The following is a 23,500-nucleotide window of genomic DNA, read 5'->3' on the forward strand; positions in this document are numbered from 1 at the left end:
TCTGTGAGGAAGATTTGAAGAGGTTCGGATTTTGATATCGTGTACATCGCATTATTCCTGATGCAAACAGGAAGAAGCATCAGATGAAAACGGTTCGTGCCCTGGATGATGGTTCAAAGCAATCGGAAATGAAACTATTGACGATGAATCGTTTTTGGAAACGCGGATTGCGATCTTTAAAGAGAGGTGAAGTGGGTGATTAACAGTCCGATTCGTTGGCAGGGCGGGAAATCCCGATTGCGAAAGGCGATCATTGAACGTATCCCGGATCACTCCTGTTATGTGGAAGTTTTTGGCGGAGGCGGCTGGGTACTTTTCGGTAAAGAACGTTCAAAAATAGAAGTATTTTCGGATATCAACAGTGAATTGGTGAATTTTTTCCGCGTTTTGCAGGAAGATTGGGAGGCACTTGTCAAACGGTTCGAATGGGCACTGTATGCCCGTGATGAATTTGAACGCATTTTGAGACGGCGGGAGGAAGAGCGGGATCCGGTGACCCGGGCTTATGATTTTTATTACCGGGTGTATAGTCATTTTGGCGGCAAGTATAACAACAGCAACGATTGGGGCTATGCGAAATCGAAACCGGCCTATGATTTCTCTCAGGCAAAAGAAAAGTTTCGTCCGGCCCACGAGCGGCTGCGCGGTGTCTACATTGAAAACCGAAGTTTTGACGAGGTGATCCCCCGATATGACGGCGAGGACACCTTTTTTTATGTCGACCCTCCGTATTTGGGACTTTCCGGCTACCTCTATCCTTTTTCACAGGAAGACCATGAACGATTACGGGATCTGCTCTGTCAGGTGAAAGGAAAATTTTTGCTTACGATCAATGACCATCCTTTGGTACGGGAGTGGTATGCTCCATTTTTCATGGAGTCGGTGGAAACCCGATACAGCATTTCCCGACAAACGGAGGGGCGCCAAACGGTCAAAGAATGGTTTATCACCAACTACGATCCGACCAAAGTCCAGTGAAGGAGGGAACTTGTAATGGTGCAGGTGTCGCAAAAGGTGTTTGATGGATTAGAAGCGGTTCGGTCCTCGGGAGTCACCAATATGTTGGATTACGGGGCCGTGATGTACTATGCCGCAAAGTGGGGCTATACGGAAACCGTTCTCTGGATGCAAGATCATAAACGGGACTACATCCAGGGGATTTTTGAAGGATTTGAAATTGTCTCTTCGTAAGAAGGTGATGTCTTTGAAACTACAGATATTTCGACCACAGGAACGGCACGACTGGATTCGTGACTTGCGGAATGCCGGTCTGCGGGTCGAAGTGATACATCGGGAAAACCAGGTGAAGGATCATTTGCCGATTGTGCTTGATACTACGTATGGGCAGTGGCAAACGCTGGCAAAGGTTTGGCGGAACAAAGGACGGGACGTCTGGTTGTTGCTGGATTCCACTTCGCAAGAAGAAGAGGGTGCGGATTTTCAAGAAAAATGGATCTTGATTGATTGGCCGGTTGAAAAAGTCCTTCAGCAACTGCAGGAACAAAGTGAAAGGGGCAACACACGATCGAATGAGCGAGAGGATTTGGAGCTTACTTCCCCACTTTCGGATGGTCTGCCGTTATCGCAGCGCAGAAAGAAGACAGACAAGCAAGGGATAGAAGAAAAGTGGGGAGCAAGTACAGCAGCAGAAAAACCGGCAGCATCCGAATCCAAATCACCAAGCTCACCGAGACCGCCTGTAGAAAAAACGGTGGAAGAAGTGATTAAGGAAACGAATTTATTCGTTGAACCCCCTTCGGTTTCGCAGAAAGGAGAGGCCACCGTGCTGGCTGTGTACGGGGCAAAAGGGGGAATCGGAAAAACGACATTTCTGCTGAACTTGGCCGCACTGTTTGCCAAACACGGGGTACACGTTGCCGTGTTGGATCTGGATTTGTTTTTGGGCACCTTGTTGTCGATCCTGCACATCCACCCGCGACGGACCATTACAGATGCCGTACGCCTTTTGGGAGATCCCGAAGAATTAGCATCCTGCTTCATTCGGCATGAAGCGGGATTTTTTATGCTGGCCAGCCCTACTTCCTATATGGATGTTTCGGGGATCACGGAAGAGGCGCTTGCCCAGTTGTTTGTCTGGTTGAAAGAACAGTATCAGGTGGTGCTGATTGACACCTCGCCCTTCTTTGACGATTTGACGAGTTTTATGTTGGGACAAGCCCATCGCGTGGCGCTTATGACAACCGATGAACCGGCCAGCGTGAAAAACCTTCGAAAGATGGTTCCTTATGTAACGCCTGTCCTGCAGGAACAACACACAGTAGAGTTGATTCTCAATCGAACCGGGCCGGCGGGGATTTCCTTGGAGGAAATCGGGGAGTTTCTTCCCTGGAAGCCAACAATTGCACTGCCGGAGGATCCGTTGGTGCAACAGGAGGGCAAAAGCGGGCGCTGTGTCGCTTTGACCCAACCGGACTCCCCGTATGTTCGGCAACTACAACAGTATGCGGAAAGATGGGGAATCGGGTTGGAAAGCCGCCCCCGCCCCTGGACGCTTCGGATCCGAAACACATTCATGCGAAAACCAAGAAACGGAGGGGAGAATCTGTGAACCGATTTTTCCAATTCAAAGGGCAGCGGAAACGGTCGACGCTCCTGTTTGCTTTGGCGGCGATTCTTGCCGTCTTCGTAGGGTTCCAAATCCAAAGGCAACTGCAGGGAGGGGATCAGGTGAATGTGCTCGTGGTCACGCATGCACTGACGGAGTTTACACCCCTGGCTGCCTCGGATGTGGAAATCCATCGGCTTCCCCGTTCCGCTGTACCAGAGGATGCCATCAAATCCAAAGAAGAAGCGATCGGAAAGTACACGGCCATGGGGATCCTTCCGGGTTCTCCTTTACGAAAAGGGCACCTTCTGCCGGTCGATTCTTGGGCGGGGATGATGCTCTATTCGGGGCAAGGGGGAAAAGTGGCAATGCCTCTTCCTTTGGAATCGTCAGATTCTGCCTTTGTACAGGCGGGAGACGAGGTGGTTATCAGCGGTTTTATCCGCCAGGGAACTGAACAGAGCTGGGTGGTGGTGGAAGCGCCAGTTTTGGCGAAGCGGGACGATGTGATGCTGGTAGCCATACCCCCCGAAAAAGTACGCGATGTGGATGCGATCCGCTCCTCCGGCGCTAAGGTTCGGATTGCACTGCTGCCCAAGGCGGTGAAATCGTGAGGTTTCAGGGATGGAACAGGCGTCCGGAATGGGCCACCACCGTACCGGTGCAAACGGCTGCGCCGAGTGAACAATTGGAAACCATTTTGCGGGATGTCTATCGTGAATTGCGTCCTCATCACTTTCAGCAGGGTGAGGAGGGAAGACCTACACAGGCCCTATCGAAATTGATCCTGAATACGATTGAAAGCTGTTACCCGCAATGGACGAGGGAAAAGAAAGAGCATCTGCTGCAGGAAACGCTGCAGGAAATGACCGGGTATGGCCCATTGGAGCCACTGTTTCATGAGGAGGGGGTTTCCGATATCCAGGTGATTGGACCGAGTCTCATCCATTTTACGCAAAACGGAAAGCGGTGGCGGTTTGAGCAGCGGCGGTTCCGTGATGAGGAACATTGCCGCCGGTTTGTGCATCGGTTGGCGATCCAATCAGGACGAAGTTTCGACGAGGCGACGCACGAGGTGGATTTGGATCTGACGGATGGCTCCCGTTTGCATGCTTTGAAAACGGCGTCTGGAACGATCATCACCATCCGCCGTCCTTCCCGCTTTTTAACCATTGACGAGTTATGCCGAATGGGGATTTTGACAGATGAAATTATCGAGTTTCTGCATGCCGTGCAAAAACGGAGACTCTCCTGGGTGATTGCCGGCAATACCGGTTCGTTGAAAACCACTTTGATCCAGCATTTTTTATCCCGGCCGTTTCTGCCGCCCCACCGTATCGTGGGGATCATGGAGGAGAAGCGGGAACTGCGCCCGGACCATCCGTATGTGATCTCCATGGAAGAAGTCCTTCCCGGACCGAACGGGGAGGGATACAAACTTCGTCAGTATGTGCGGGCAGCCATGCGGATGTACTTGGATGTTTTGGTGATCGGGGAATTGAGGGGACCGGAAGCTTTGGATGCACTGCGGGCGGCAAACACCGGACATCAGGTGATTACAAGCGTGCATGCAGGGAGTCCGCAGCAGGCCTTGTCCGCCCTGAAAATGCTCAGCCTGTCCGCCGGTGAAGTGCCTGCCGCTGTTGTCGACGACCTGATGGCAGAGGGGATTCGTATCCTAATCCAAATGGAACGGGCCGAAGGAAAACAGGGGTATCAGATTTATCTAAAATCGATTTGCGAGGTCACGCGGACGGATCAGGAGATTGTTCCCCGACCGATCTTTGAATTTGTTCAAACAGGGATTGGGAATCATGGAGTTCCCGTTGGCAAGCTGACGTTTAAAGGCATAAGTCCAAGCCTGGCCAGTGAGTTTCAGGCATGGGGAATCCAGGTTCCTTTGAAAGGAGGCGCAACCGCATGACCGGGTTGGGGGTTACGATTGTTCTCTGGTTGGCGATCTATGCATGGTGGTGGAGGAAACAAGAGAAACGCTTTGCATTCCGATCGTTTCTGCTTGGTACAACTGCGGGCCGATCCCGCTGGTTCAACCAATTGGACCGTTGGTTTCCTCAGCATCCAGTGCGCTCCTGGGGAATCATTCTGTTAGGATTTTTCCTTCCTTGTACGGCCGGTCTTTGGGCCTGGGAAATGTATAGGGAAAACGTATACATGATTGTAGGTGGACTTGCAGCTCTTGGCGGTCCGTTTTTGGCTGACCGCCTGTACCGATGGTGGTGGAAACGCCGCTGTTTCCTGCAATGGAAAGAAGCGCTTCGCGGACTGTCTACCGTTTTGCGTATGGGAAGACCCTGGGTAGAGGCGATTCACCGTGTAGAGGAAGAAACACCGGAACCCCTGCAAAGTATGTTGATTCAGATGGAGGCAGAAATCCGATTGGGTTCGGCAGAAGGAGAAGCCCTTCGACGGATGACTGAGCGGACGGGGATTGATTCTCTCAAGATTCTTACCACCTTGGTTGAGATGGTGGCCGAAAAAGGCGGTGACATGGCGGATGCGTTGGATGATCTGGCAGCCCAATGGGAGGAGGAAGAAGAACTACTAGCAGATTTACGGACCGAGACCGGCATGTATCGGTTGTCCGCCTACCTCCTGCCCTTGCTGATGCTCGGACTGTTGGTTTGGTTTTGGCCGACGATTTCTCCGTTATTTGCAGCAGGATGGTTTGTGTCGCTGTTTATCGGAGCCACCTTAACGGTGTTGGCCGGACTGGGAATTTCATTGCGGATGGTCTCAAAATTGGATGTATAAGGAGCCATGACGAAACAAGGGAAGTTGTGGGCGAAAAGTGAGATTGTGAAAGAAACAAATGGCCTTGCTTAGGGGTGTAGGAAATGAAAAGAGTGACGATTGAAAGAAGTAAAATGGTCAATTTGATTCTCAGCAGTCTCGTTTACAATTAATTTCCGCCGGGATGTAGCGGATTTGGTGGGGCGTGAGAAAGAGGAAATTGTGTTAATCGCGAGTGACTCGGCACTACGAAAGGCTCTCGAACAGGTTCTAAACGGCAAGAACTTTGAATTGTAGGTTTTGAATGCCGATTTTGATACGGAAACTTACTTAAGGGCTTATAAATGGGTGAGAAATCTCTTGCAGGAACCGTGTGAAGGAGGTGAATGGCCATCTGGGTTCTACTGCCGTTTTTGTTGTTGGTAGTTCTTTGGGGTTTGTGGAGGCAAATAAAACAAGAGTCCTCTCCAGAAATGAAACCGGAAGAGTCTGAATCATGGAAAGATCAATTTCAAAACCTGCCTTGTCGTCTTTTACCCAAACAATACCTGCAGTGGATCGAAAGCCAAATGGATGCCGCAGGCCGCCCCAACGAAGAAACCGTTTCTTCCTTTTGTAGCCGCCAGTTTCTGATGTTCCTTTTGCTGGGGACTCTGGGGCTTATTTTGCCGGTACAAGGAGGGATGTTTGCCCCGTTCTTTTTTGCGGCAACCGGATTTTGTTTCCCGTTATTCAAGATACGGGGCCATATCCAACGTCGGCAAAGGGAGGTGCGGAAACAGGTCCGGCAAGGAATTGCCGTTTTGATTCCTCTCTTGGAAAGCGGTCTGCATTTTCAAACCACCTTGCTTGATGTGTTGCGGCGGGCTGAAGGGACGTTAGGAACAGAATCCCAGATCCTGCTGGTGCAAATTCAAGCCGGACGTCCATTCCGGGAAGCCTTGTTTGAAAGTGCAAGGCGGCTTCAGGTACGGGAAATGAACCAGTGGGTGCGTGTCCTGGTGGACGGGGATCGGTATGGACCCGAGGCCATGGCGGAGAAACTACGAAATCTAAAAGGTTATATGGATCGGGATTATCAGCGACGGGCGAAGAAAGAGATCAAAGACGTTCTGGTTCGTCTCTTCTTTGTGGTGCTGTTGTTTATTTTTGTTCCGATCCTCATTCTGGGATTTGTCGTGATGCTGGAATCACTGAAACAAAACCTCCCTATGTGAAACGTTCTTTCTATCAATTGATAAGGAGCGCGGGGCAATACCTAAGCTACTGAAATTATCGTTTGCTGTACGACGACGAGAAACCTTTGACGAGTTGGGATCCTTGCCTGTTTGCTATGTGGGTACTTTCATCCCATCCCAAGTCGGGAACGCGGCAGATTGGTGGTACAGATCGTGGGAACCAAGGAAGAACCAAGCGTGGGGGCCGATTGACTGGTCATACAGACGGCTTGTGAAGGCGAGATGGAATGGGAAGGGGAGAAAAACCGTCGGGATCAAGTGGTCCAGCAGAGGATGTAGAGCAAAATCTATTGGTTTTTTGATCCATTGAAGCAGCTGTGAGGTGATCCATCATGCACGTGATTGAGGCCCGCTATGTAAATCCCATCAATGCGATGGCAGGGCTATATGTATCCATTGAGGGGACAAGAGAGGAGATATACGGTAGTCAGGCAGACGAACTTGCTATCCGAACAGCCAATAAGAAGGGCTGGAACGGGAATGGCAAAGCGACGGTTGGGATCCCGGTACAGAAAGGGGTACGTACCTATACAAAGGCCTACTGGTTTTATGAACGTTTGAAATAAGTGTTGGGAGGTTGGCAGAATGACAAAGGGAAAAAAGTGGAAACAGGTCTGGTTATGGTCAAAAAGCTTTTTCCAGAATCGCAGCGGGTTGGAGTTCTGGGAGTATATGGTGTTGGCGATTGTAATCGGGGGCGTGATATGGACCGTACGCCCTCTTTTAATTGATTTGTTTACCACCATCATTCAAGGATTGAAGAGTTGGTGGTCTTCCCGGATCGGAGCGTAGGCCGGTGGTTCCAATCACAGATACACTGGGACTATTGTTGGCGGGCCTAAGCGCTTGGACGGATGTGAAAACTAGGACCATTCCAAACTGGTTAACGATAGGGGGGATCGTCGCGGGATTCCTCCTTTCTATTTTCACGGATCGATTTCTTCAATCCTTTACCGGAATACTGGTAGCCAGTTTACTCCTGATTCCTTATCAAAGGGGGTGGTTGGGAGGAGGCGATGTTCGCTTGATGATGTCCTTCGGGTCGCTTTGGGGACCCTGGGCACTGCTGGGCATCTGGTTTTGGGCAGCCGTATACTCGATCCCTTTAGCCGTTTTTGCGGCTTGGCGAAAGCAAATGCCCATACGAAAAACGGGCGTTCCCTATGGTTTGCCGCTAGCGTTGGCTGTAGGGAGTTTACTGTGGAGAGGAGGTTGACCATGCGGCGGTTTTGGAAGGACATACGCGGAAGCGTTTTTCTGGAACATGCCTTTTTGACGATCCCTTTGCTATTGATTGGAGTGCTCCTGTTGTCTAATGCAGCTTTGTTTTTTCATGCCTATCAAGTGGTCTCCTCTGCCTCCGCCTCTGGAGCCCGAACGGCGGCGCGGGTTGAGGATGCCGGACGTGTGACTGAGGCTATCCGAAAAGAACTGCAAGCAGGGGCGATTTCCACAACGAACCCGGAATTTGAAGCCTCACGCGATGTACGGATCCAATTTCGGGACGGGGAATACTCGACCGTAACGGTCTATTACCGCTTTCAATTCCCTTTCTCGTTGAAAAAGTTTGGGATTGCCATTGATGATACAATCCCTTTTCACGCAACATCTTCGTTTCCCAGAGAGTGGGGATCCTAATGGAAAAAGTCCTTCTGATCTTTGTGTTGGCGGGCACGATCTGCCTGTCTGTCGATGTCGGCTATGCGGTGGCGGTCCGCTATGAATTGTTAAACGTGGAAGATGCGGCTGCGATGGCTGGCGCTCTTCAAATCAAAATGGTTCCAGATAGCTGGGATCGCTGGGGGCGCCCCAATCATTGGATTCCGGAAATCGATGAAACATTGGCAAAGAGGAAATCGGAGCAAACCTTTCATCGGAATCTTCAACAAAAGCCGATTCTTCGTGATGTCACCCTGCATTCGGTTCTATATGAAAAAGTGAGCCGCAATCGGTTTCTGATTGATGCTCGCGCGGAGGTGCCGCTCCCCTTAACAAGCAAGTTCCTGCAATCGTTGGGATATCCCGGGATTGCCCCTTGGCCGTTTCATGTTCGATCAACAGGTGGATTTGATTCGTAAAGAGAGTTAAAATTATGAAAAAGGAACCTTCTGGAAAAGGAGGAAAATGGAATGCGAAAATACCTCATTTTGACACTTAGCCTGGTGCTTTTGCTGACAGGATTCTCTCCCTCTTTGGCAGGGAAAGCTTCCGCAAAAACGGCTGTCTTTCCGGATAGTCAGGGACATTGGGCGGAAGCCACGATCAATACTGTATCCGCCGTACGGCTGTTTGTTGGTTATCCTGACGGAACCTTTCATCCGGACGAGTCCATCACAAGGGCTGAGTTTATTACTGCTCTAAGCAACGCCATTGGGGACAGTAAAGAGGTTTCAGCTGCCATTCCGTACAGAGATGTGGACAAGCAGGATTGGTATTACCTGCCTGTTTCACATCTATGGAACATGGGCGTGCTAAAAGAAGGAGATTACGGAGCAGAATTAAAACCCAACGAACCGATTCTCCGACAAGAAATTGCCCGCATGGCAGCAAGAGCAGCCGACCGCTACGGAGAGAAAACCACGATGGAGAAAATATTTTCGGACGTTTCGATCGGTCACCCATACTATCAGGATAATTCCAGAGCGGCGGGATACAGGATCTTAAGCGGGTATCCTGATGGCTCGTTTGGTCCCGAAAGACAGGCGTCACGGGCTGAGGCCGCTACGATGCTATTAAATACGCTTCAGGTAAATAAGCCGAAAAGTCCGTATGCATCTGATAAATTTATTGGCGCGTGGGAACCGGGAATAGCTGCGGATATGTTTATTGATGCCGGCTGGGAAGAGGCATTCACCCAAAAAAGGGATACGCTCGATTTGTCAGATTTGAAATCCTTTGCCAGTGACCGTGCGATTGAACAATACCGAACCTATCTGATGGCGGCTCGTTCGATGAAACAAATTGATATTTCAGGTCCTTGGGTCTGGAAGGGGGAGTTTTATCCAAAATATATTAACAACGACTTTGCCATAGTATCCTGGTATCTGGGAATTAGCCAAAAGATGGATGGACAATGGTATATGCAGAAGACCGATCCATTTATAATTGTGATAAAACGTCAGGCCAATCGCAAATGGGCGGTTGTAGATTTTCCAATCGTGGTGCCATCTCCCAATCAGAAGGACTGGCCTATGCCTAATTTTCAGGAACCGATTGTTAGCCGTGAGCTAAGTTTTAAATATATTGATGAAAGCGGCACCTACTATGCCTTCGAATATACCGGAAACTACGACAATCCCCGACAGGAAGATGCCGTAGAGACGTTAAATGAAGTGTTTCAGGAAGCATCTCCCGGAAAAGTTCAGTTTTTGCGAATCATGAATGTTCCGACAAAGGAGACACCGAATGCAGAACTCGTAAAAACTCTGGAATCCAAACAACCATTGTCACAAAAAGAGGGAATCCACCATTTATTCTATCTCAAGGCAGGGAATCTAGTGGGATTCGCTAACCAACCACCAGAAGATATGGTAGAAAGCCTTTGGGTATTGTTCAATGTTTTTGGCGGAGGTTCCATTGTTAGAAGCATTGACGGGATTGTTTGGGAAGAAATGAGTGATGATCCTTTCTGGCGGGAAATTCAATCCATGAAAGAGGAAGAGGTAACAGCTCATAAGCAGGAGCTGGGGAAACGTTTCGAACAGGTTTTGAAAAAATATAAAAAGAAAGGATGACAACCAAATGAAAAAGAAGCTTCGTAAGCGGGCGTGGATATTCACGCTCGTTTTTTTATTCCTTGCCGGAGTGGCTTATGCGGATTATACGTTGCCGGATGGGCGAATCGTCCATTATGAAGGGCCAAATAAGGTGCGAGTTGTCAAGAGGGATGGTACAAGCTATGTCACGCAGGCGAAGGATAACGGAAAAGGAAGGCTGATCCCCACAGATGGTACTGTCAGTGAAGCTGTAGGAGCAAGTATTCCAAAATTTAACGCGGATCAACGAGATGGGATGAAGAATACCTATATGACGGTACCGATTTTCAAAGACGGTAAATTAAGCGGGTTTGGGGATATTTATGGGGAAGGACACACATATGTTGACAGTACCCCGGTCCGGAAGGATAACGAATCACGTGGGAATCGTGTTGACTGGGCTACCTCTCAAAACAGAGAGTGGGGAGGCGGGGTTGTGAAAATTACTTCTCCACAACAGGAGCAGGACAAGGGGGGATCTAGCAACTCCGGCAGTTCAAGCGGAAGCGGAGGTCGCAATGATACCTCAAGTCCCAGCAACCCGACTCCTCCTACTCCATACGTATTGAGAATTGCAGTTTCCGGGCCGACTTCCTTAGTAGCAGGTGAAACCTATTCGTTTACGGCAACTGCTTTTTATAGTAATGGAACCAGTCGTTCTATTACGAACGCTGCCAATTGGAGTAACGGTCCCAGTTTTATACCGGATAATCAAGGAACCTTTACAATCACGGCACGATACAAGGGTGTCACTGGTTCTCTAACAGTACAAGCGGTTCTGCCGCCGGCAGCTACACCGCCCGCTCCACCAAAAGTACGATTGTATGAATGATTAAGTAAAATCGGGGCTCCTCATTTGAGGGGCCTCTTCCCTTTGCAAAGGAGCCGATCGGCGGTGTATGGCGAAATTGCAAAAGGAGAGGAAGCTGAAATGACGGTGGCCGAATTGATCAGCCGAAAGAAGGATGCTTTTGGTGACGAGTATCTGGTAATTCGTGAGAGTAATGGTCAATGCGCCCGAGTCTACCGGGAAAATCTCGAGGACTATCTTCGGCAAAAAGGGATCACTGAATTACGGCAAGGGGAAGAGTTTCAGTACTCCATTCGAAATCGGAGAAATTCGTGAGGCTGCAGAAGAGAGAATTCTACAAATCTCCACTTTTACAATGAAAAGTAGAGTGCAGAAAGGATTTGAGAACCCAATGGGGTTGATTTATATCGAAAGGCGTATTTGGATTTGACACACGGAGACCCGAATTTTGTTATGGTTTTATGCCGCAAGTGTAAGGAAAACAGGATTAAAAGCCGTAAAGGATATGAACAAAATCCCGAATTGACCGTATGTGCCACTTGTCAAGGCGGCGGGCTTTAAGACTCCCGTTTTTTTGAGACTCTCAATAAGTTCAAGTTTGAGTAGCGGAAAGTAACAAAGCCGTTTTTCTTAACTTGAGCAACTTGAGCACCTGATACCTAGGGGAATTGGATCAAACAGTGTAAATAAAGCAAGTTTTAAGGAAGGAGGAAGTAAGATGTCGGGACACATTGTACCGTTTCGCCGTGAGGAGTCCCCCCAGTCTCGTCGGCGATCGAATACCCTGTACGATCCGGAAATGTATCATGGTTCTGGCACACATTTGACCTGGGAGGAAGCCGTGGAGTTGTACCTGCGTGCCAAACAATCGGAGACTGCCTCTGCCCGAACCGTAGAGTACGAAAGGGAAAACTTGGGGGCTTATAAAAGGCTGCTCCAGGAGCAGGGGATTATGGCGCAAATTACAGGTGTATCGGTCGAAGCCATCCGTACACACTTTGTTATGTATATGGCGGAGCACAAAAAATATGCACTGACTACAATTAACAACCGGATCAAGACTTTGAAACGGTTTTTTTCTTTTTTGCAGCGGGAAGGGTGGATTACCGAAAATCCGACTTATCATCTGAAAATAAGGAGTGGACACAAACCCGTCATACCGTCGTTTACGGAAGAACAGGTAGTGGCGCTGCTTGCCCAGCCGGATCAGCAGAAGTTCACCGGATACCGGGATTATACGATGCTCGCTTTGATGATCGATACTGGACTCCGGCTCGGAGAAATCTTAAGGTTACGAGTGCCGCAAGTAGATCTGAAACGCTGCTTTTTGACGGAGGTATTGGGCAAAAGCCGGAGACCTCGGGATGTTCCCTTTAGTGACGAAGTACGAAAAGTGCTTATGAAATACATCCGGATACGCGGGGAACTTGCGACCGATATTCTCTTTGTCACTATCGACGGTAAACCCATTCGGCCTCGTACGTTCCAACAACTTCTCAAAGATTATGGACAAGAGGCGGGGCTTACTGGAGTACGAATCAGCCCTCATACCCTGCGCCATACATTTGCGAAACTCTATATTTTAAACGGCGGCGACCCGTTTAGTTTACAAGAAATCTTGGGTCATACGACGCAGGACATGGTAAAAGTCTATGTGAATCTTTGGAAACCCGAAAAAAAACTGCAGCATACCAAAGCCTCACCCATGCGTCACCTATATCGTTATTCTAAGAATTCACTCTCGAATTCTACCGACTAAATAAGAAACTTAATGAAGTGGCGATCAGAATTTTTTTGTTATCCATATGAACATCAAAACAATAATTCATAATTTATGTCTTGTTTAGCTCTAGTTTTCGATGTGAGTTGATGGCCTCGCGTGTCGATGGTAAGCTTGGCTCACGTTGGGGAGAAAGGAGATGAAAGTATGGGATGGTTAGACATGCATCATTTGGGTCCCTATCTTCGCGACCAAGTGGAACGATACGCTGCCCAAACATTCAAAGCGGTCGAAACGGTCTTGGAAGATTTGGACGACTTTCCGTAGAACATTTGGAGCACCTAGTAGGGCGAAATTCCGATTTGAAAGATAAGTGGTAGTCAGAGATTCACGAAGTCCATAGAAGACTAGCGGTTAAGAAGAAATAAGGCGCTTTTGATAGTGAGGACACTGTTTGATAAGTAAGACATTGGTTTGGTCTAGCATAGTTTAAATAGCTATACCGAAAATTTGTGAGGTTAACAAGATGTTTCTCTGTTCCTGTGGAGGACTTTTTATTGTCATCAAAATTGAGGGCTATCCCGAAGGGTTAAGTGGGAACGAAAAACTCCATTATATCCGAAAGTGTACGGTGGTTTGTGACAAATGAGGAAAGGTAAAGGAAAACCAAAATTGCGATTGAAGTTTGCTAGGAGGGAAAAAAGGTTTCTCGATCAAAAGAACAGAAAGAGGGACTCAAGATGCAAGTCGAACAAATTGGCAAGTACATTAAAGTTGATGAACAGATCGCCCCGAGAAATGAAGTTGTAGTCGAAATCTTGGATTATGGAGACAACTTTTTCGATGTTCACTTTAATCATCTACCGAGCGATTCTTTATTCGGAAACTCCGCATTCTGTGGTATTCCGGGACGGAACAAAGCGATTCAAATGGCTGAAGAACTGGCCAAAAAGGGTGGAGTCAAGATTCGCACAATAAAAATCACTCCCGAGGAATGGATGTGATGAAAATCGGTGAGGAGACGGTTCCTGATATTCGTTATAGAAGTACTCTCCTTGAATGAGTAAGACCTACTATCAAGAACCTTTGTCTGAAATCCCCAAAGTCGAAGAAAACTTGCAGGAATGCGGGAATGGTTATTCGATGATGAATGGGAAACCTGCGAAGATAAAAACGGAAACGCCCTCTTGCAGGATCTTAGTGATGAGGAATGAGTTGGATGTGTAAATGGGATCAAGGGTTAAACAAGGCGTTGCCTTTCAATTATTTGTTTTGATCAGGTATTTGGATTACAACGGACTTTTACTACAAGGGATTGGCTGAAAAGAGGAGCAGGCCCATCAATTTACTGAATCGGCTATATCATAATTTCAAGTTTTCAGAAAGGAGAATCAAAAATGTCGGAATGTGATGTGATAATGCATCTTCTTCAAACTACCGAACCGTCAAATCAACAGAAGTCGGAAATTCTGAAAATGCCTGTCCGATTTAATGCACAATCTTGTGGGGCTGAAAGGAGGGTTTGTAATTAGGGGTTATATGTTGGAAAGACTAACGTGAGGCCCCCTAGGACAAGCCGTTCTACTTGACATCTACACTAAATTGAATCGGGATTGAATCAAAATGAACAAAAGAAAAAAACGGGGTGGCGCAATGAAATTTTTAAAAAAACCCAGTAGATTTGGTGGTACTTGGTACGAAGGAGAAGTTGATGGATATTATGTCTACGTAAGAGTCTTTGAAGCTCCATCAAAGTACGGGATTAATGATGGAAAAATCTCAGCTCTGACTATCTACAGGAAAAAAGGGGACAGCTTAAAAGACGCTTTAGCCAACTATGATCGTGGCTGGGATGGTACCCTCCCCTCGGCGAAGTTTCGGCCTATCGTGGACAAGATTGTTCAGTACTTTGATGGACGAAAAGTAGATTGGGAATGGGAAGCCCAAAGACACAAAGCATTGTCAGATTAGCCAATCGCATGGATTATATTAAATAAGCCGGTCATTCTACTATGTATCCCCGAAAAATTCCAGAGTCTCTTTAAAATAAGAGGAATTCAACGCAGCTTAACCATATATCTTTGGAAGTAGCCATACCTAGGAAGAGCTCTCCCTCCCGGCTTCCGGAATCATCTCCCCGATGCAGGTAGTAGTGTAAAGTGTTTTAATAATATGAGCATTTTGCAGTTTCCTAACCCCTTGTCCCACGAGGCTTTTCAAGGATAAAAAAAGGACTTCACCCCAAATTGGAGAAGTTTTCAAGTGACTAAACAAGAAAACCCAACTGGAGGGAAGTCACTTTGTATATTCTCCAAGAAACCTTGTTTTCCTTTGAGGACTGGCGAAAAATTGAGTCCAAAGATCGATTACCAATTTTCTTTTCTGCATTATTACGCAAAGCAATTGAGGAGTCCGTCACCCCAAGGGGCTGAGGAAATTTGTCGAGAAGCGTTGTTACGCGCTTTCTTAGTAGCCCCGTTGGAAGGAATCTCGACATTTACGGCACTACATCATCGGCTGGATACCGACTTGCGTTTCCGTTATCAATGCGGGTTTCGGATGGATAAACCTGCACCCTCCATTTCGACTTTTTTTGAGTCGTGTGTTTAGCGAACTGGTAAGAAAGAAACTCGCTGAAAAACTCTTTCTCGATCTCGTTCAACAGTGCCGCAACGAAGGGATCATCGACGGAAGCAAGATTGCCATTGACACGACAGGCATTAAGGCGTATGAGAAGAAGCAGCCGAAATCCCGCTGTCAGGACACTGGTAATGCCCCCTGGGGTGCGAAGTTTGACTCGTTTGGTAACAAAATTACATGGTTTGGTTACAAAATTCACCTCGCGGTGGATACAAAGAGCGAATTACCCGTTGCCCTAGATGTCACACCGGCTCATGTCAATGACGGAGATATGGCACCGCCACTTATGGACGAAGTTGTCAAGCAATCTCAACAACATGTGAAGTATTTCATCATGGATGCCGGGTATGATCAACTCAAGAATTATCAAGCCGCTCGTGTTCACAAAGCACAAGCAATCATTCCTCTGAATCTTCGGAATGAGAAAGAACCGCCAGCCGGTTTCTCCTCCCGTGGAACTCCTCGTTGTTCCATGGGATACGAGATGGCGTATTGGGGGACCACCGGAGATTGGCTGAAGTTCCGCTGCCCACATGCGGTTGGCAAAGTCGATTGTCCACATGGAACGTCTTGGTGTTCCTCTTCCAACTATGGGATGGTAGTGAAGGTGAACATCAAGGATGATATCCGTCGGTTTTGTAATCCCCACCGAGATACGAAGAATTGGAAACTTCTTTACAATGAAAGAACTGCGGGGGAGCGTTGCAACTCACGCTTGAAAGAGTTTCTTACGGCAAATGATGTCCATGTGGGCGGCATTGAGAAAGTCAAAACCCATGTGTATGATTGTACTGCTGGCAACAGCGTTAGCCATTTGCAAAGCGAAATCAAAGAAACAAACTGCTTAAGAATCAGTCCAAACCTGAGAATTCTGCAGGTATGCCCATTTCACTGTTGGACTTTAAAGAATGAAAGTGAAACGAATTCCTTACAATGGATCTTTTTCTTTCGTTTATCGTAAAATCGCTATTTTTGCAAAACGCTCAATATAAAAGCGGTGTAGCGTATTATCGTAACATCTACTATTTTGTTTGTTAGCCATAAACGGCACTCCATATATACTGACTTGTCTTTTCAAACTTTAAAACACTTCTTCTTCGGTTTTTCTTATGTGTCTTGAAATTTCTTCTGCATTCAAATTCTCTTCAAGGAACTCTCTTGCTGATTTAGAGTAAACAACAATTTGAGAAGCATCCGTCAGTTCTAGGGCTCTTACAATATCATTCCTAACGGAATCACCATCTTTCATATCTACGCATATTAAGATCCGATTTGAATCGTGTTGTAAAGATTGTTTGATGAGGTTGTTGATGTAATGGTCACTGAAACTGTATCCAATAACAAGTATGACTTTACTCTGGAGAGAATATTTCCTAAATTCGTAAACGTAAAACAGGTACGGATCGATGGATTGAAGTTTAGCGTCTGTTCCAAAAATCAGATCCGGTTCTTCTTCTGGGTGCGCTGATAGTTTCAGGATGTTACCGTGATCCCGATCTCGTTTCCAGGTAATGGAGCCGTGTAGCTTATACAAATATATTGCTGCATTTACGTCAGGGTGTTCTTCTTCGAAGCGGGCACTATTCCATACGTTGTTATTATCAAATCCCAATTCAAGCAAATCTGTGGTGTCCTGTGGCTTATTTGATTCAAAACAAAGATCGTAATTTAACGAAAAGATTCGCAAAGGATGTTCCAGTTCTTTCTGGAACTCATAAAAGCACTTATAATATTCAGATTGTCTATAATCATCCTTCTTGACCCAGTTGATCAATTGCTTGGTAATCAATTTTTTCAATGCTTCGATATTGTCAAAATTCTGACCGGCAAGATCTATTAAACGGTTGTTCCAGTTCGCAATGAAAGGATAAACCACGTTTTTTTCTTTTTTCCGAAGTTCGGTCAAGACGTTTACGAATTTTTCAATACTAAAGAGGATATTAAATTTCCCAAATATACCTTCCGAGTATAGAATGGCACTCTTAATATAAAAATACAAATCTCTGTGAACCTTCCACTCGTCCCGGTCGTTAAGAAGCTTAATCTCTATATCGTCAATCATCTTAGTCGCAGTTGGGATACCAGCGTCGTAACTGCATCCGGCACCTATTAAGAAAATAACATCATTCGTATTAATACTCATTATTACTATCTCCTATCTACAGGAACCAAGGCGCTTCAAATCCTGTAATATCAATGCTATTATCCGAATCCAATTCCTGAAATTCAGCAATAAATTTCGCAATTAAATCGGGATAGAAAATGGAGATTGGGGACAACTTCGCGTTAAAACCTCGCCAATTTGCACCTGAAAGGTTGATGATATCTTGCAAATATTTTCTTTTTTCCTCGTTTGGCAAATCTTTGCTGTTTAAAAATTCGATATGAACAGGGCTTCCAAAACGTTTGTTAACCAGTTCTTTTCCATAGTGAAGCCCCTCGAACCAAACTAAATATTCATTTGGTGCTAGTTGGACGTAAGAACTTTCATAAGGAACTTTGCTGTTGTTTTCCGCATATCCGAAGAATTTATTTACGGTGTTAATTTTAATGAATTGGAATTGTATGTCACGATGACTTTCGGAAACTTCCCGTACCCCGGTTTGGATCGATTCCATTTCTTCTTTTTTGATCTTAAAAGGTAAATGAATTACGCATTTCTCAACTTCCAGAGGTATGTTTTCATCAATAACGTTTTTGATATTTTCTTTCAATTGCTCAATGTACTGGGTTTTGTTCTCAGCATCGCCTAGAACGTTAATTTGCTTATACACCCCGCTTGAATCCATGGAAACAGAATAAGCGAAATATTTTTTTACTCGTCCATCTTCGCCGATTTTGTGGGCGGAACCCAGTCCAAAAATTATACACTTTTCATTACTGGGTTTAACCTTCCAAGGGATTCCCCCCATTTTTGCAAACAGTCCGAGCCCGATATTAGCAACGGACCATTTCAAACCATCTCTGCCAGTAATTTTTTCAAAACGAACCGTCTGAAGAGGAATTCCTTTTCGAGTGAAAATGAATTTTAGGTAATGATAAGGGGAGAATTCAGAATCAGATTCTTTTTCTTGTTCGTTAATAATGAAAAAGCTTGCGATTTTTTTATCTTTGTTCGAATTGATAATCCTTTCAAGTTCAAACTCCACTTTGCTTAAATCATCTCTAGATAATGAAGGGATCAGGATGCGTAGTACGTTATCTTTGTTGATTGTCAGATTAAACATCGATTGGATACCCGGAAAAGTTCCGGGATACGCCTTTCCTACGAGAGCGGAATACAAGTCGTTTGCCTGATCCCGTTGATGGGGTTCAAATACAAAAACGAACAGGGGATCTCCTTCGACTTTGGCAAACGGACCTTTAGTCTTCAATCCTTGAAATTGCGAATTGCTTTCACCGTTTTCAAAAATGTAAGTCTTGGTTTTTAAAAGTTGTGAGGGCAACAGGTAGAGTTCGTTTTCGATGTCATAATCTTGCTCTTCGATTGAAAAAGGAAAAAGACGACTTTTGAATTTGCGTTTAAATGTTTCAATTTTTCCGTATTTGTCATTATAAAAGTCAAAGTTTGCACGATAATTGTGTTTCACACTCAAACTTAATTGTTGTACTCGAAGTGAATAAGGAACACCTATTGCACGATGAAACGCAAAATCGACTAAGAAACCAAACTTGCGTTCTGACTTCAAGTAATAAGGCTCCATTTCTACAACTTCATTTCCTTCAGGGTGTCTGCCAATAACAACCGCCAGTTTTCGTGAAAAGCGGCGGTCATCCACTTCGTATTCATCCTGATTCAGAGATTTTCTTATTTTCGTCAAGAAACTGTCCCATAGAAGTTTGACGGTCAAGTGTGTATTGAAATCTCCCAAGCAAACGAAACGCTCGAAACCGTCTTTTGGAACAGTAGTCACATAATAATCCTCATATGTTTCCAAGGAATTATCCGTTGGAAGTTTCGCTTTGTAGAAACCATCTTGTTTGGGCTGTCCGTTAAATTTTTGACGGTACAATGTAAAGCAGAACTCTTGGTTAGACAAAGCAAAGAAATTGAGCCTAATGGGTAAGTTTTGCATGCATATCACCTTCGATCGAGTGCAGTTACGTATACTTCCATAATTCTACAAAAAAAGATTTGGTCCTGCTTTTTAGTAATGGTCGGGCACCAAAGGTTTTTGTTATCGCCAACCGTTCGGAATTCTTGTTCTTGTTGACATGTCTGTAAATTTACACCTGCACACTTTCGACCCGTTGTTTTGGGACAAGCTCCTGACTACTATGGAACTAAAGGAAGTGGTGGTTTATGAATCGTCAAGAATTCTTAGAAAGGGCGCGGACAGAGGGGTTAGAAGTGTCAAAGTCGCAACTCCGTCGATACATTACGTACGGATTTCTTCGTTAAATCTGATGTACATGATTAGAATGGAATTGTGGCAATCAGACCGCTCGACGTGAATCAATCGAAAATCCTCATTTATTTTTCCGAATTTTTCCATGAAAAAGCAAAACTGTTCTTTGCTCAACAATTCGTTTTGGCTGACGTTCGAGGTGTTCGCGTCATAAAACTGAAACATGAAAACATCACCCTTTTCGATACGAGGGCCTTCAGGAAAAGCTGAGGTTCATAAAGTTTTTGCCCCCTTTTTGCTATTCAGTTTGTTCTGGGGTACGGTGTAAAACTGATCAATTCCGTTGATGCATCTTCTTTCGTTTAACCCATTTGTCAAAAACAGTAAGAAAGAATACTTAAAAATTTAGACTGTCGGGAATTCCGACAGTCTAAGTGACTTATGAATGTCAACCCTTTGAATTATACTACATTGCGACGCCGAGTCATGTTTTCGACGGGACTGTATTTTTGGTGTTGTTTCTTGATATCAGATGAAAACAGTTCCACGTAATATCGAACCATGTCTAAGGTTGTATGGCCCAAAATTTGTTGTAGGGTAAATACGTCACCGCCATTCAAAATATAAAATTTCGCCATTGTATGACGGAAAGTGTGTGGTGATACGCGAACCCCGGTAATTTGAGCCGCCTTACCATAGGAGCTAATCATATCCTGTATGGTTCGGAGATGTAAGGGGCCATTGTCTATATTGATAAATAGTGCGTCGGTTTCTACATCTCCTCGTTCTAGAAGGTATCTTTTTAATACCTGGGTACATGTTTTTTGAATCGGAACCCGCCGCGCCTTACGCCCCTTCCCGGAGAGGATACGAATTTCAAATTCCTTCAGGTTGACATCGCTTACTGTAAGGGCTACTAATTCACTTAGCCTCATCCCAGTCTCAAGAAGAATAAGCATAATTGTGTAATCACGTAATCCTGTGAAGGTGTCCCGGTTCGGTAGGTTTAAAAGTTGAATAACCTGCTCTTTTGTAAAGGTTTGAATCATCTTCTTTTCGGCTTTGATCAATTCCAGTTGATCGGCGAGGTTGTCGGATATAAATCTTTCTTGAAACAGAAATTTAAAGAATGCCTTACACCCCTTTATCCTGCCATTAACCGTGTTACTCGCAATTCCTTTTTCTAACATATACCCGATAAAGTGATGCTTCAAATCTTTCTGGGTGACCGTTGTAACATCAAATTTTAGTCCTTGCTCCTGGAAAGTCTTCTGTAAACAGCCAATAACCTCTTGATAAAACTGAATTGTACGGCTGGAAAGGTTTCGTGCCCGGCAATCCAGCACAAAGGACTTGACTACTTCCTCGAGTTTAATTTCTTTCTGTGGAAGAATAGAATTGGCAGTTTTAGAAGTCGTGAGGGTGTTCTTTCGACGTCTTGTTTGTAGAGTCATCTTTACTCTCCCTCACTTTCTTCGAAACTTCCGCCGTTTGCAACCAGATTCTCAATAGGACTGCATTTCGCATGTTGGTAATGAATATCTGAAGAAAACAGCTCAACATATTGTCGAGTCATCTCCAAGGTGGCATGTCCTAAAATGGATTGGAGAGTAAAAATATCTCCTCCATTTATTAGGAAAAACTTGGCCATGGTATGCCGAAATGTATGGCACGAGCCTGCAACCCCTTTTATACCCGCCCGTCTTCGGTATCTTCGTACCATATCGATAATTCCGTATCGGGTATAGGGTTTGTTAAAAACTGTAACCCAAAGGTTGTCACAGCCTTGGTTTCCGCGCTCTATCATATATCTTCTTAATTCCCTAATACAGGTTTGTTGGATTGGAACAATTCGGAACTTCCGACCTTTGCCCGTAGGAATTCGGATTGTTTGATCTTCCCAATTAATGTCCGAGGTTTTCATATTGGCCATTTCTGCGACTCGAACTCCGGTTTCGAGGAAGATCAGCATGATGACATAATCCCGTAACCCGGTAAAGGTGTTTCGATCTGGCTGGTTAAGAAGGGCTTTAACTTGTTCTTCCGTAAAGGTTTGGATAATCTGCTTTTCAAATCGAATTGGTCGAAGGTTTGCAGCTAAGTTAGTTTCTGTGATTCCATCCTTCCAAAGAAATTTAAAGAATTGTTGGCAGGTCCGAATGCGACCGTTAATTGTATTTGTGGCACACCCAACTTCTCTCATTTGGTTGACCATTCGGTGGCTCAGGTCTTTAGGTGTTAACTCAAAAATGGAAAGTCCCCAATCTTCCAAATCTTTTCGAAGTCCGTTAAGATAATCGCGGTATCCTTGGATAGTGACTGGGGAAAGATTACGATATCGGCAGTTGGTCAAAAACATTCCAACTGCTTCATCGAATTTTTGCCGATTAAACCCATGGGGTCGTACAACAGATTGCTCCGAGACACAAATGATTTCATATTGCATTTTTTTCATCCTTTCCCTAAGAGTTTGGTGTGGGAAAAGATGTGCGCAAAAAGGGGGAGCAGGCTCGCCTGTCTGGCAGACGTACGAGTGCATACAACTTGGTCTGAAAAACGTGGACGTGGACTTCAAAAAAATACATTTGCAAAATCTAAAAAACCCTGATATATTAAATTTCGTCGTTGAAAAGGACTCAAACATCACCTCTTTGGGATCTCACCAATCTCAAAATCGTGATTTTGTGGGTTCGAGTCCCACCTCCGGCACCAATTCCTTTTGGGGTCCCCGCAACATGGCGAGACTTATGCTTTAGCATTTAGCGAGACCTTGCGCGGCCTTGCCGCGGTTCCCGTTATTTGCTGCTTCTACAGTCACTTTGTGGGGGTTCATCGGAATGTAGCGCAGCTTGGTAGCGCGCACGCTTCGGGAGCGTGAGGTCCAGGGTTCGAATCCCTGCATTCCGACCATTTGGAGAGATGTCCGAGTTGGTCGAAGGAGCACGATTGGAAATCGTGTAGGCGTTAACCGCGTCTCAAGGGTTCGAATCCCTTTCTCTCCGCCATTAGACAGGCCCACCAGGGTTGCGGAATCTCACGTGCTTTGGTGGGGGTCATAAAAAGTTCATACGCGGGCGTAGTTCAATGGTAGAACTCCAGCCTTCCAAGCTGGTCGCGTGGGTTCGATTCCCATCGCCCGCTCCAAAAATAGGACCCACTTTTGGGTCTCTTTTCTTTATTAAGACGTTCGCTTGCCGACAGGTTTCTTACCATTCATGTACCCGAAGTGAAGTTTCCGCAATTCCGCAATTCCGCAGAAAACTGTGTAACGAGGAGAATGAAATAGATCAGGTTACTATGATTTTGTTTCTTGAGCTTTTTTGTTTCGATTTGTTCTTGCTATCTGATTGAAGAACATCAGAATAGCTGATAAGATAGCTTTTGTCGCCGCGAGAGAGCGAAACAGTACGAATTGGGCGGCGAAAGCGAGAAGGCACATCTAAAAAATACCAGTTGTAATGGTAGCGTAGATATGCTAAGATAACATTTGTCGCTGTCACGACAGCGACACTGAATGCGTTCTTTGCACCGCAAGGGTATATAGTTTAACTTAGCGACTTGTCGCTTAGTTGCAACTTTCGCCACAAGGGCACTAAGTCGCGCCAAAGTCACTGAAGTGACTGGTCGCGCTATGTACTCCTGAGTGCAAGTAACGCTAAGGCGCTAAAGC

Annotated in this window: 23 protein-coding genes, 3 tRNA genes and 1 pseudogene; 22 read left to right on the forward strand and 5 right to left on the reverse strand. The window is 45.7% G+C overall.

Going from position 1 to position 23,500, the window contains the following annotated elements; all coding sequences use genetic code 11:
• Window positions 1–195 precede the first annotated feature (195 nt).
• The 19 genes and pseudogenes from ACFO8Q_RS07255 to ACFO8Q_RS07345 all read left to right on the forward strand — a co-directional run bounded on the left by ACFO8Q_RS07255 (window position 196) and on the right by ACFO8Q_RS07345 (window position 16,329).
• Window positions 196–978, forward strand: coding sequence for a DNA adenine methylase (locus ACFO8Q_RS07255; protein WP_380025095.1), 783 nt, complete (start codon window positions 196–198; stop codon window positions 976–978).
• A gap of 15 nt (window positions 979–993) precedes the next feature.
• A complete protein-coding gene (locus ACFO8Q_RS07260) occupies window positions 994–1,191 on the forward strand; it encodes a DUF5049 domain-containing protein (RefSeq protein ID WP_380025096.1) in 198 nt (65 codons plus the stop codon).
• Between the two features lie 13 nt (window positions 1,192–1,204).
• The gene (locus ACFO8Q_RS07265; protein WP_380025097.1) at window positions 1,205–2,569 is read left to right on the forward strand and encodes an AAA family ATPase; all 1,365 of its coding nucleotides are present in this window, start codon (window positions 1,205–1,207) and stop codon (window positions 2,567–2,569) included.
• A complete protein-coding gene (locus ACFO8Q_RS07270) occupies window positions 2,566–3,180 on the forward strand; it encodes an SAF domain-containing protein (RefSeq protein WP_380025098.1) in 615 nt (204 codons plus the stop codon). The genes ACFO8Q_RS07265 and ACFO8Q_RS07270 overlap by 4 nt, the downstream gene beginning before the upstream one ends.
• Window positions 3,177–4,490: a CpaF family protein gene (locus tag ACFO8Q_RS07275; RefSeq protein ID WP_380025099.1), complete on the forward strand. Its 1,314-nt coding sequence runs from the start codon at window positions 3,177–3,179 to the stop codon at window positions 4,488–4,490. Before ACFO8Q_RS07270 ends, ACFO8Q_RS07275 begins: the two co-directional genes overlap by 4 nt.
• The gene (locus tag ACFO8Q_RS07280; RefSeq protein WP_380025100.1) at window positions 4,487–5,338 is read left to right on the forward strand and encodes a type II secretion system F family protein; all 852 of its coding nucleotides are present in this window, start codon (window positions 4,487–4,489) and stop codon (window positions 5,336–5,338) included. The genes ACFO8Q_RS07275 and ACFO8Q_RS07280 overlap by 4 nt, the downstream gene beginning before the upstream one ends.
• Before the next feature lie 452 nt (window positions 5,339–5,790).
• Complete coding sequence (locus ACFO8Q_RS07285) at window positions 5,791–6,534, forward strand: type II secretion system F family protein (protein WP_380025101.1); 744 nt, start codon at window positions 5,791–5,793, stop codon at window positions 6,532–6,534.
• A gap of 353 nt (window positions 6,535–6,887) precedes the next feature.
• Complete coding sequence (locus ACFO8Q_RS07290; RefSeq protein WP_380025102.1) at window positions 6,888–7,121, forward strand: hypothetical protein; 234 nt, start codon at window positions 6,888–6,890, stop codon at window positions 7,119–7,121.
• 19 nt (window positions 7,122–7,140) lie between these two features.
• Entirely contained in the window at window positions 7,141–7,347 is a 207-nt protein-coding gene (locus ACFO8Q_RS07295; protein ID WP_380025103.1) for a hypothetical protein, read from the forward strand.
• Window positions 7,348–7,351: 4 nt separating this feature from the next.
• Window positions 7,352–7,771, forward strand: a complete 420-nt coding sequence (locus ACFO8Q_RS07300) for an A24 family peptidase (RefSeq protein WP_380025104.1) — start codon at window positions 7,352–7,354, stop codon at window positions 7,769–7,771.
• A gap of 2 nt (window positions 7,772–7,773) precedes the next feature.
• The gene (locus ACFO8Q_RS07305) at window positions 7,774–8,193 is read left to right on the forward strand and encodes a hypothetical protein (RefSeq protein WP_380025105.1); all 420 of its coding nucleotides are present in this window, start codon (window positions 7,774–7,776) and stop codon (window positions 8,191–8,193) included.
• Window positions 8,193–8,633: a Tad domain-containing protein gene (locus ACFO8Q_RS07310; protein ID WP_380025106.1), complete on the forward strand. Its 441-nt coding sequence runs from the start codon at window positions 8,193–8,195 to the stop codon at window positions 8,631–8,633. The genes ACFO8Q_RS07305 and ACFO8Q_RS07310 overlap by 1 nt, the downstream gene beginning before the upstream one ends.
• Before the next feature lie 51 nt (window positions 8,634–8,684).
• Window positions 8,685–10,289 (forward strand): S-layer homology domain-containing protein, encoded by a 1,605-nt coding sequence (locus tag ACFO8Q_RS07315; RefSeq protein WP_380025107.1) that lies wholly within the window; start codon window positions 8,685–8,687, stop codon window positions 10,287–10,289.
• Window positions 10,290–10,296: 7 nt separating this feature from the next.
• A complete protein-coding gene (locus ACFO8Q_RS07320; RefSeq protein WP_380025108.1) occupies window positions 10,297–11,142 on the forward strand; it encodes a hypothetical protein in 846 nt (281 codons plus the stop codon).
• Between the two features lie 63 nt (window positions 11,143–11,205).
• Window positions 11,206–11,436, forward strand: coding sequence for a hypothetical protein (locus ACFO8Q_RS07325; protein WP_380025109.1), 231 nt, complete (start codon window positions 11,206–11,208; stop codon window positions 11,434–11,436).
• Window positions 11,437–11,839: 403 nt separating this feature from the next.
• On the forward strand, window positions 11,840–12,880 hold the full coding sequence (locus tag ACFO8Q_RS07330; protein WP_380025110.1) for a tyrosine-type recombinase/integrase: 1,041 nt from the start codon (window positions 11,840–11,842) through the stop codon (window positions 12,878–12,880).
• A 701-nt stretch (window positions 12,881–13,581) separates the two neighbouring features.
• Complete coding sequence (locus ACFO8Q_RS07335; RefSeq protein WP_380025111.1) at window positions 13,582–13,845, forward strand: hypothetical protein; 264 nt, start codon at window positions 13,582–13,584, stop codon at window positions 13,843–13,845.
• A gap of 619 nt (window positions 13,846–14,464) precedes the next feature.
• Complete coding sequence (locus ACFO8Q_RS07340) at window positions 14,465–14,812, forward strand: DUF7678 domain-containing protein (RefSeq protein WP_380025112.1); 348 nt, start codon at window positions 14,465–14,467, stop codon at window positions 14,810–14,812.
• A gap of 329 nt (window positions 14,813–15,141) precedes the next feature.
• Window positions 15,142–16,329: pseudogene (locus tag ACFO8Q_RS07345) on the forward strand (transposase).
• Between the two features lie 233 nt (window positions 16,330–16,562).
• Here ACFO8Q_RS07345 and ACFO8Q_RS07350 read toward each other — a convergent pair.
• The 5 genes from ACFO8Q_RS07350 to ACFO8Q_RS07370 form a co-directional block, all read right to left on the reverse strand.
• Window positions 16,563–17,624, reverse strand: a complete 1,062-nt coding sequence (locus tag ACFO8Q_RS07350) for an SIR2 family protein (protein ID WP_380025113.1) — start codon at window positions 17,622–17,624, stop codon at window positions 16,563–16,565.
• A 16-nt stretch (window positions 17,625–17,640) separates the two neighbouring features.
• Window positions 17,641–19,557: a Piwi domain-containing protein gene (locus ACFO8Q_RS07355; protein ID WP_380025114.1), complete on the reverse strand. Its 1,917-nt coding sequence runs from the start codon at window positions 19,555–19,557 to the stop codon at window positions 17,641–17,643.
• A gap of 303 nt (window positions 19,558–19,860) precedes the next feature.
• Entirely contained in the window at window positions 19,861–20,055 is a 195-nt protein-coding gene (locus tag ACFO8Q_RS07360; RefSeq protein WP_380025115.1) for a hypothetical protein, read from the reverse strand.
• A gap of 236 nt (window positions 20,056–20,291) precedes the next feature.
• A complete protein-coding gene (locus tag ACFO8Q_RS07365; RefSeq protein ID WP_380025116.1) occupies window positions 20,292–21,284 on the reverse strand; it encodes a tyrosine-type recombinase/integrase in 993 nt (330 codons plus the stop codon).
• Window positions 21,285–21,286: 2 nt separating this feature from the next.
• Window positions 21,287–22,276 carry a tyrosine-type recombinase/integrase gene (locus ACFO8Q_RS07370; RefSeq protein ID WP_380025117.1) on the reverse strand — a complete coding sequence of 330 codons (990 nt, stop codon included), beginning with the start codon at window positions 22,274–22,276 and terminating at the stop codon, window positions 21,287–21,289.
• A 387-nt stretch (window positions 22,277–22,663) separates the two neighbouring features.
• Here ACFO8Q_RS07370 and ACFO8Q_RS07375 point away from each other — a divergent pair.
• The 3 genes from ACFO8Q_RS07375 to ACFO8Q_RS07385 all read left to right on the forward strand — a co-directional run bounded on the left by ACFO8Q_RS07375 (window position 22,664) and on the right by ACFO8Q_RS07385 (window position 22,974).
• Window positions 22,664–22,740, forward strand: a tRNA-Pro gene (locus tag ACFO8Q_RS07375).
• Between the two features lie 3 nt (window positions 22,741–22,743).
• Window positions 22,744–22,835, forward strand: a tRNA-Ser gene (locus tag ACFO8Q_RS07380).
• A gap of 65 nt (window positions 22,836–22,900) precedes the next feature.
• Window positions 22,901–22,974: transfer RNA gene (locus ACFO8Q_RS07385), tRNA-Gly, on the forward strand.
• Window positions 22,975–23,500 lie beyond the last annotated feature (526 nt).

It is taken from the genome of Effusibacillus consociatus (assembly GCF_042652925.1).
Lineage (GTDB): Bacteria > Bacillota > Bacilli > Tumebacillales > Effusibacillaceae > Effusibacillus > Effusibacillus consociatus.

What these genes read in the sequence shown, in the direction of transcription:
- ACFO8Q_RS07320 (WP_380025108.1), top strand. Translation starts at nt 10,297, where the DNA reads ATGAAAAAGAAGCTTCGTAAGCGGGCGTGGATATTCACGCTCGTTTTT.
- ACFO8Q_RS07355 (WP_380025114.1), bottom strand. Translation starts at nt 19,557, where the DNA reads ATGCAAAACTTACCCATTAGGCTCAATTTCTTTGCTTTGTCTAACCAA.
- ACFO8Q_RS07305 (WP_380025105.1), top strand. Translation starts at nt 7,774, where the DNA reads ATGCGGCGGTTTTGGAAGGACATACGCGGAAGCGTTTTTCTGGAACAT.
- ACFO8Q_RS07330 (WP_380025110.1), top strand. Translation starts at nt 11,840, where the DNA reads ATGTCGGGACACATTGTACCGTTTCGCCGTGAGGAGTCCCCCCAGTCT.
- ACFO8Q_RS07295 (WP_380025103.1), top strand. Translation starts at nt 7,141, where the DNA reads ATGACAAAGGGAAAAAAGTGGAAACAGGTCTGGTTATGGTCAAAAAGC.
- ACFO8Q_RS07370 (WP_380025117.1), bottom strand. Translation starts at nt 22,276, where the DNA reads ATGCAATATGAAATCATTTGTGTCTCGGAGCAATCTGTTGTACGACCC.
- ACFO8Q_RS07315 (WP_380025107.1), top strand. Translation starts at nt 8,685, where the DNA reads ATGCGAAAATACCTCATTTTGACACTTAGCCTGGTGCTTTTGCTGACA.
- ACFO8Q_RS07260 (WP_380025096.1), top strand. Translation starts at nt 994, where the DNA reads ATGGTGCAGGTGTCGCAAAAGGTGTTTGATGGATTAGAAGCGGTTCGG.
- ACFO8Q_RS07360 (WP_380025115.1), bottom strand. Translation starts at nt 20,055, where the DNA reads ATGTTTCAGTTTTATGACGCGAACACCTCGAACGTCAGCCAAAACGAA.
- ACFO8Q_RS07290 (WP_380025102.1), top strand. Translation starts at nt 6,888, where the DNA reads ATGCACGTGATTGAGGCCCGCTATGTAAATCCCATCAATGCGATGGCA.
- ACFO8Q_RS07335 (WP_380025111.1), top strand. Translation starts at nt 13,582, where the DNA reads ATGCAAGTCGAACAAATTGGCAAGTACATTAAAGTTGATGAACAGATC.
- ACFO8Q_RS07285 (WP_380025101.1), top strand. Translation starts at nt 5,791, where the DNA reads ATGAAACCGGAAGAGTCTGAATCATGGAAAGATCAATTTCAAAACCTG.
- ACFO8Q_RS07350 (WP_380025113.1), bottom strand. Translation starts at nt 17,624, where the DNA reads ATGAGTATTAATACGAATGATGTTATTTTCTTAATAGGTGCCGGATGC.
- ACFO8Q_RS07310 (WP_380025106.1), top strand. Translation starts at nt 8,193, where the DNA reads ATGGAAAAAGTCCTTCTGATCTTTGTGTTGGCGGGCACGATCTGCCTG.
- ACFO8Q_RS07340 (WP_380025112.1), top strand. Translation starts at nt 14,465, where the DNA reads ATGAACAAAAGAAAAAAACGGGGTGGCGCAATGAAATTTTTAAAAAAA.
- ACFO8Q_RS07280 (WP_380025100.1), top strand. Translation starts at nt 4,487, where the DNA reads ATGACCGGGTTGGGGGTTACGATTGTTCTCTGGTTGGCGATCTATGCA.
- ACFO8Q_RS07365 (WP_380025116.1), bottom strand. Translation starts at nt 21,284, where the DNA reads ATGACTCTACAAACAAGACGTCGAAAGAACACCCTCACGACTTCTAAA.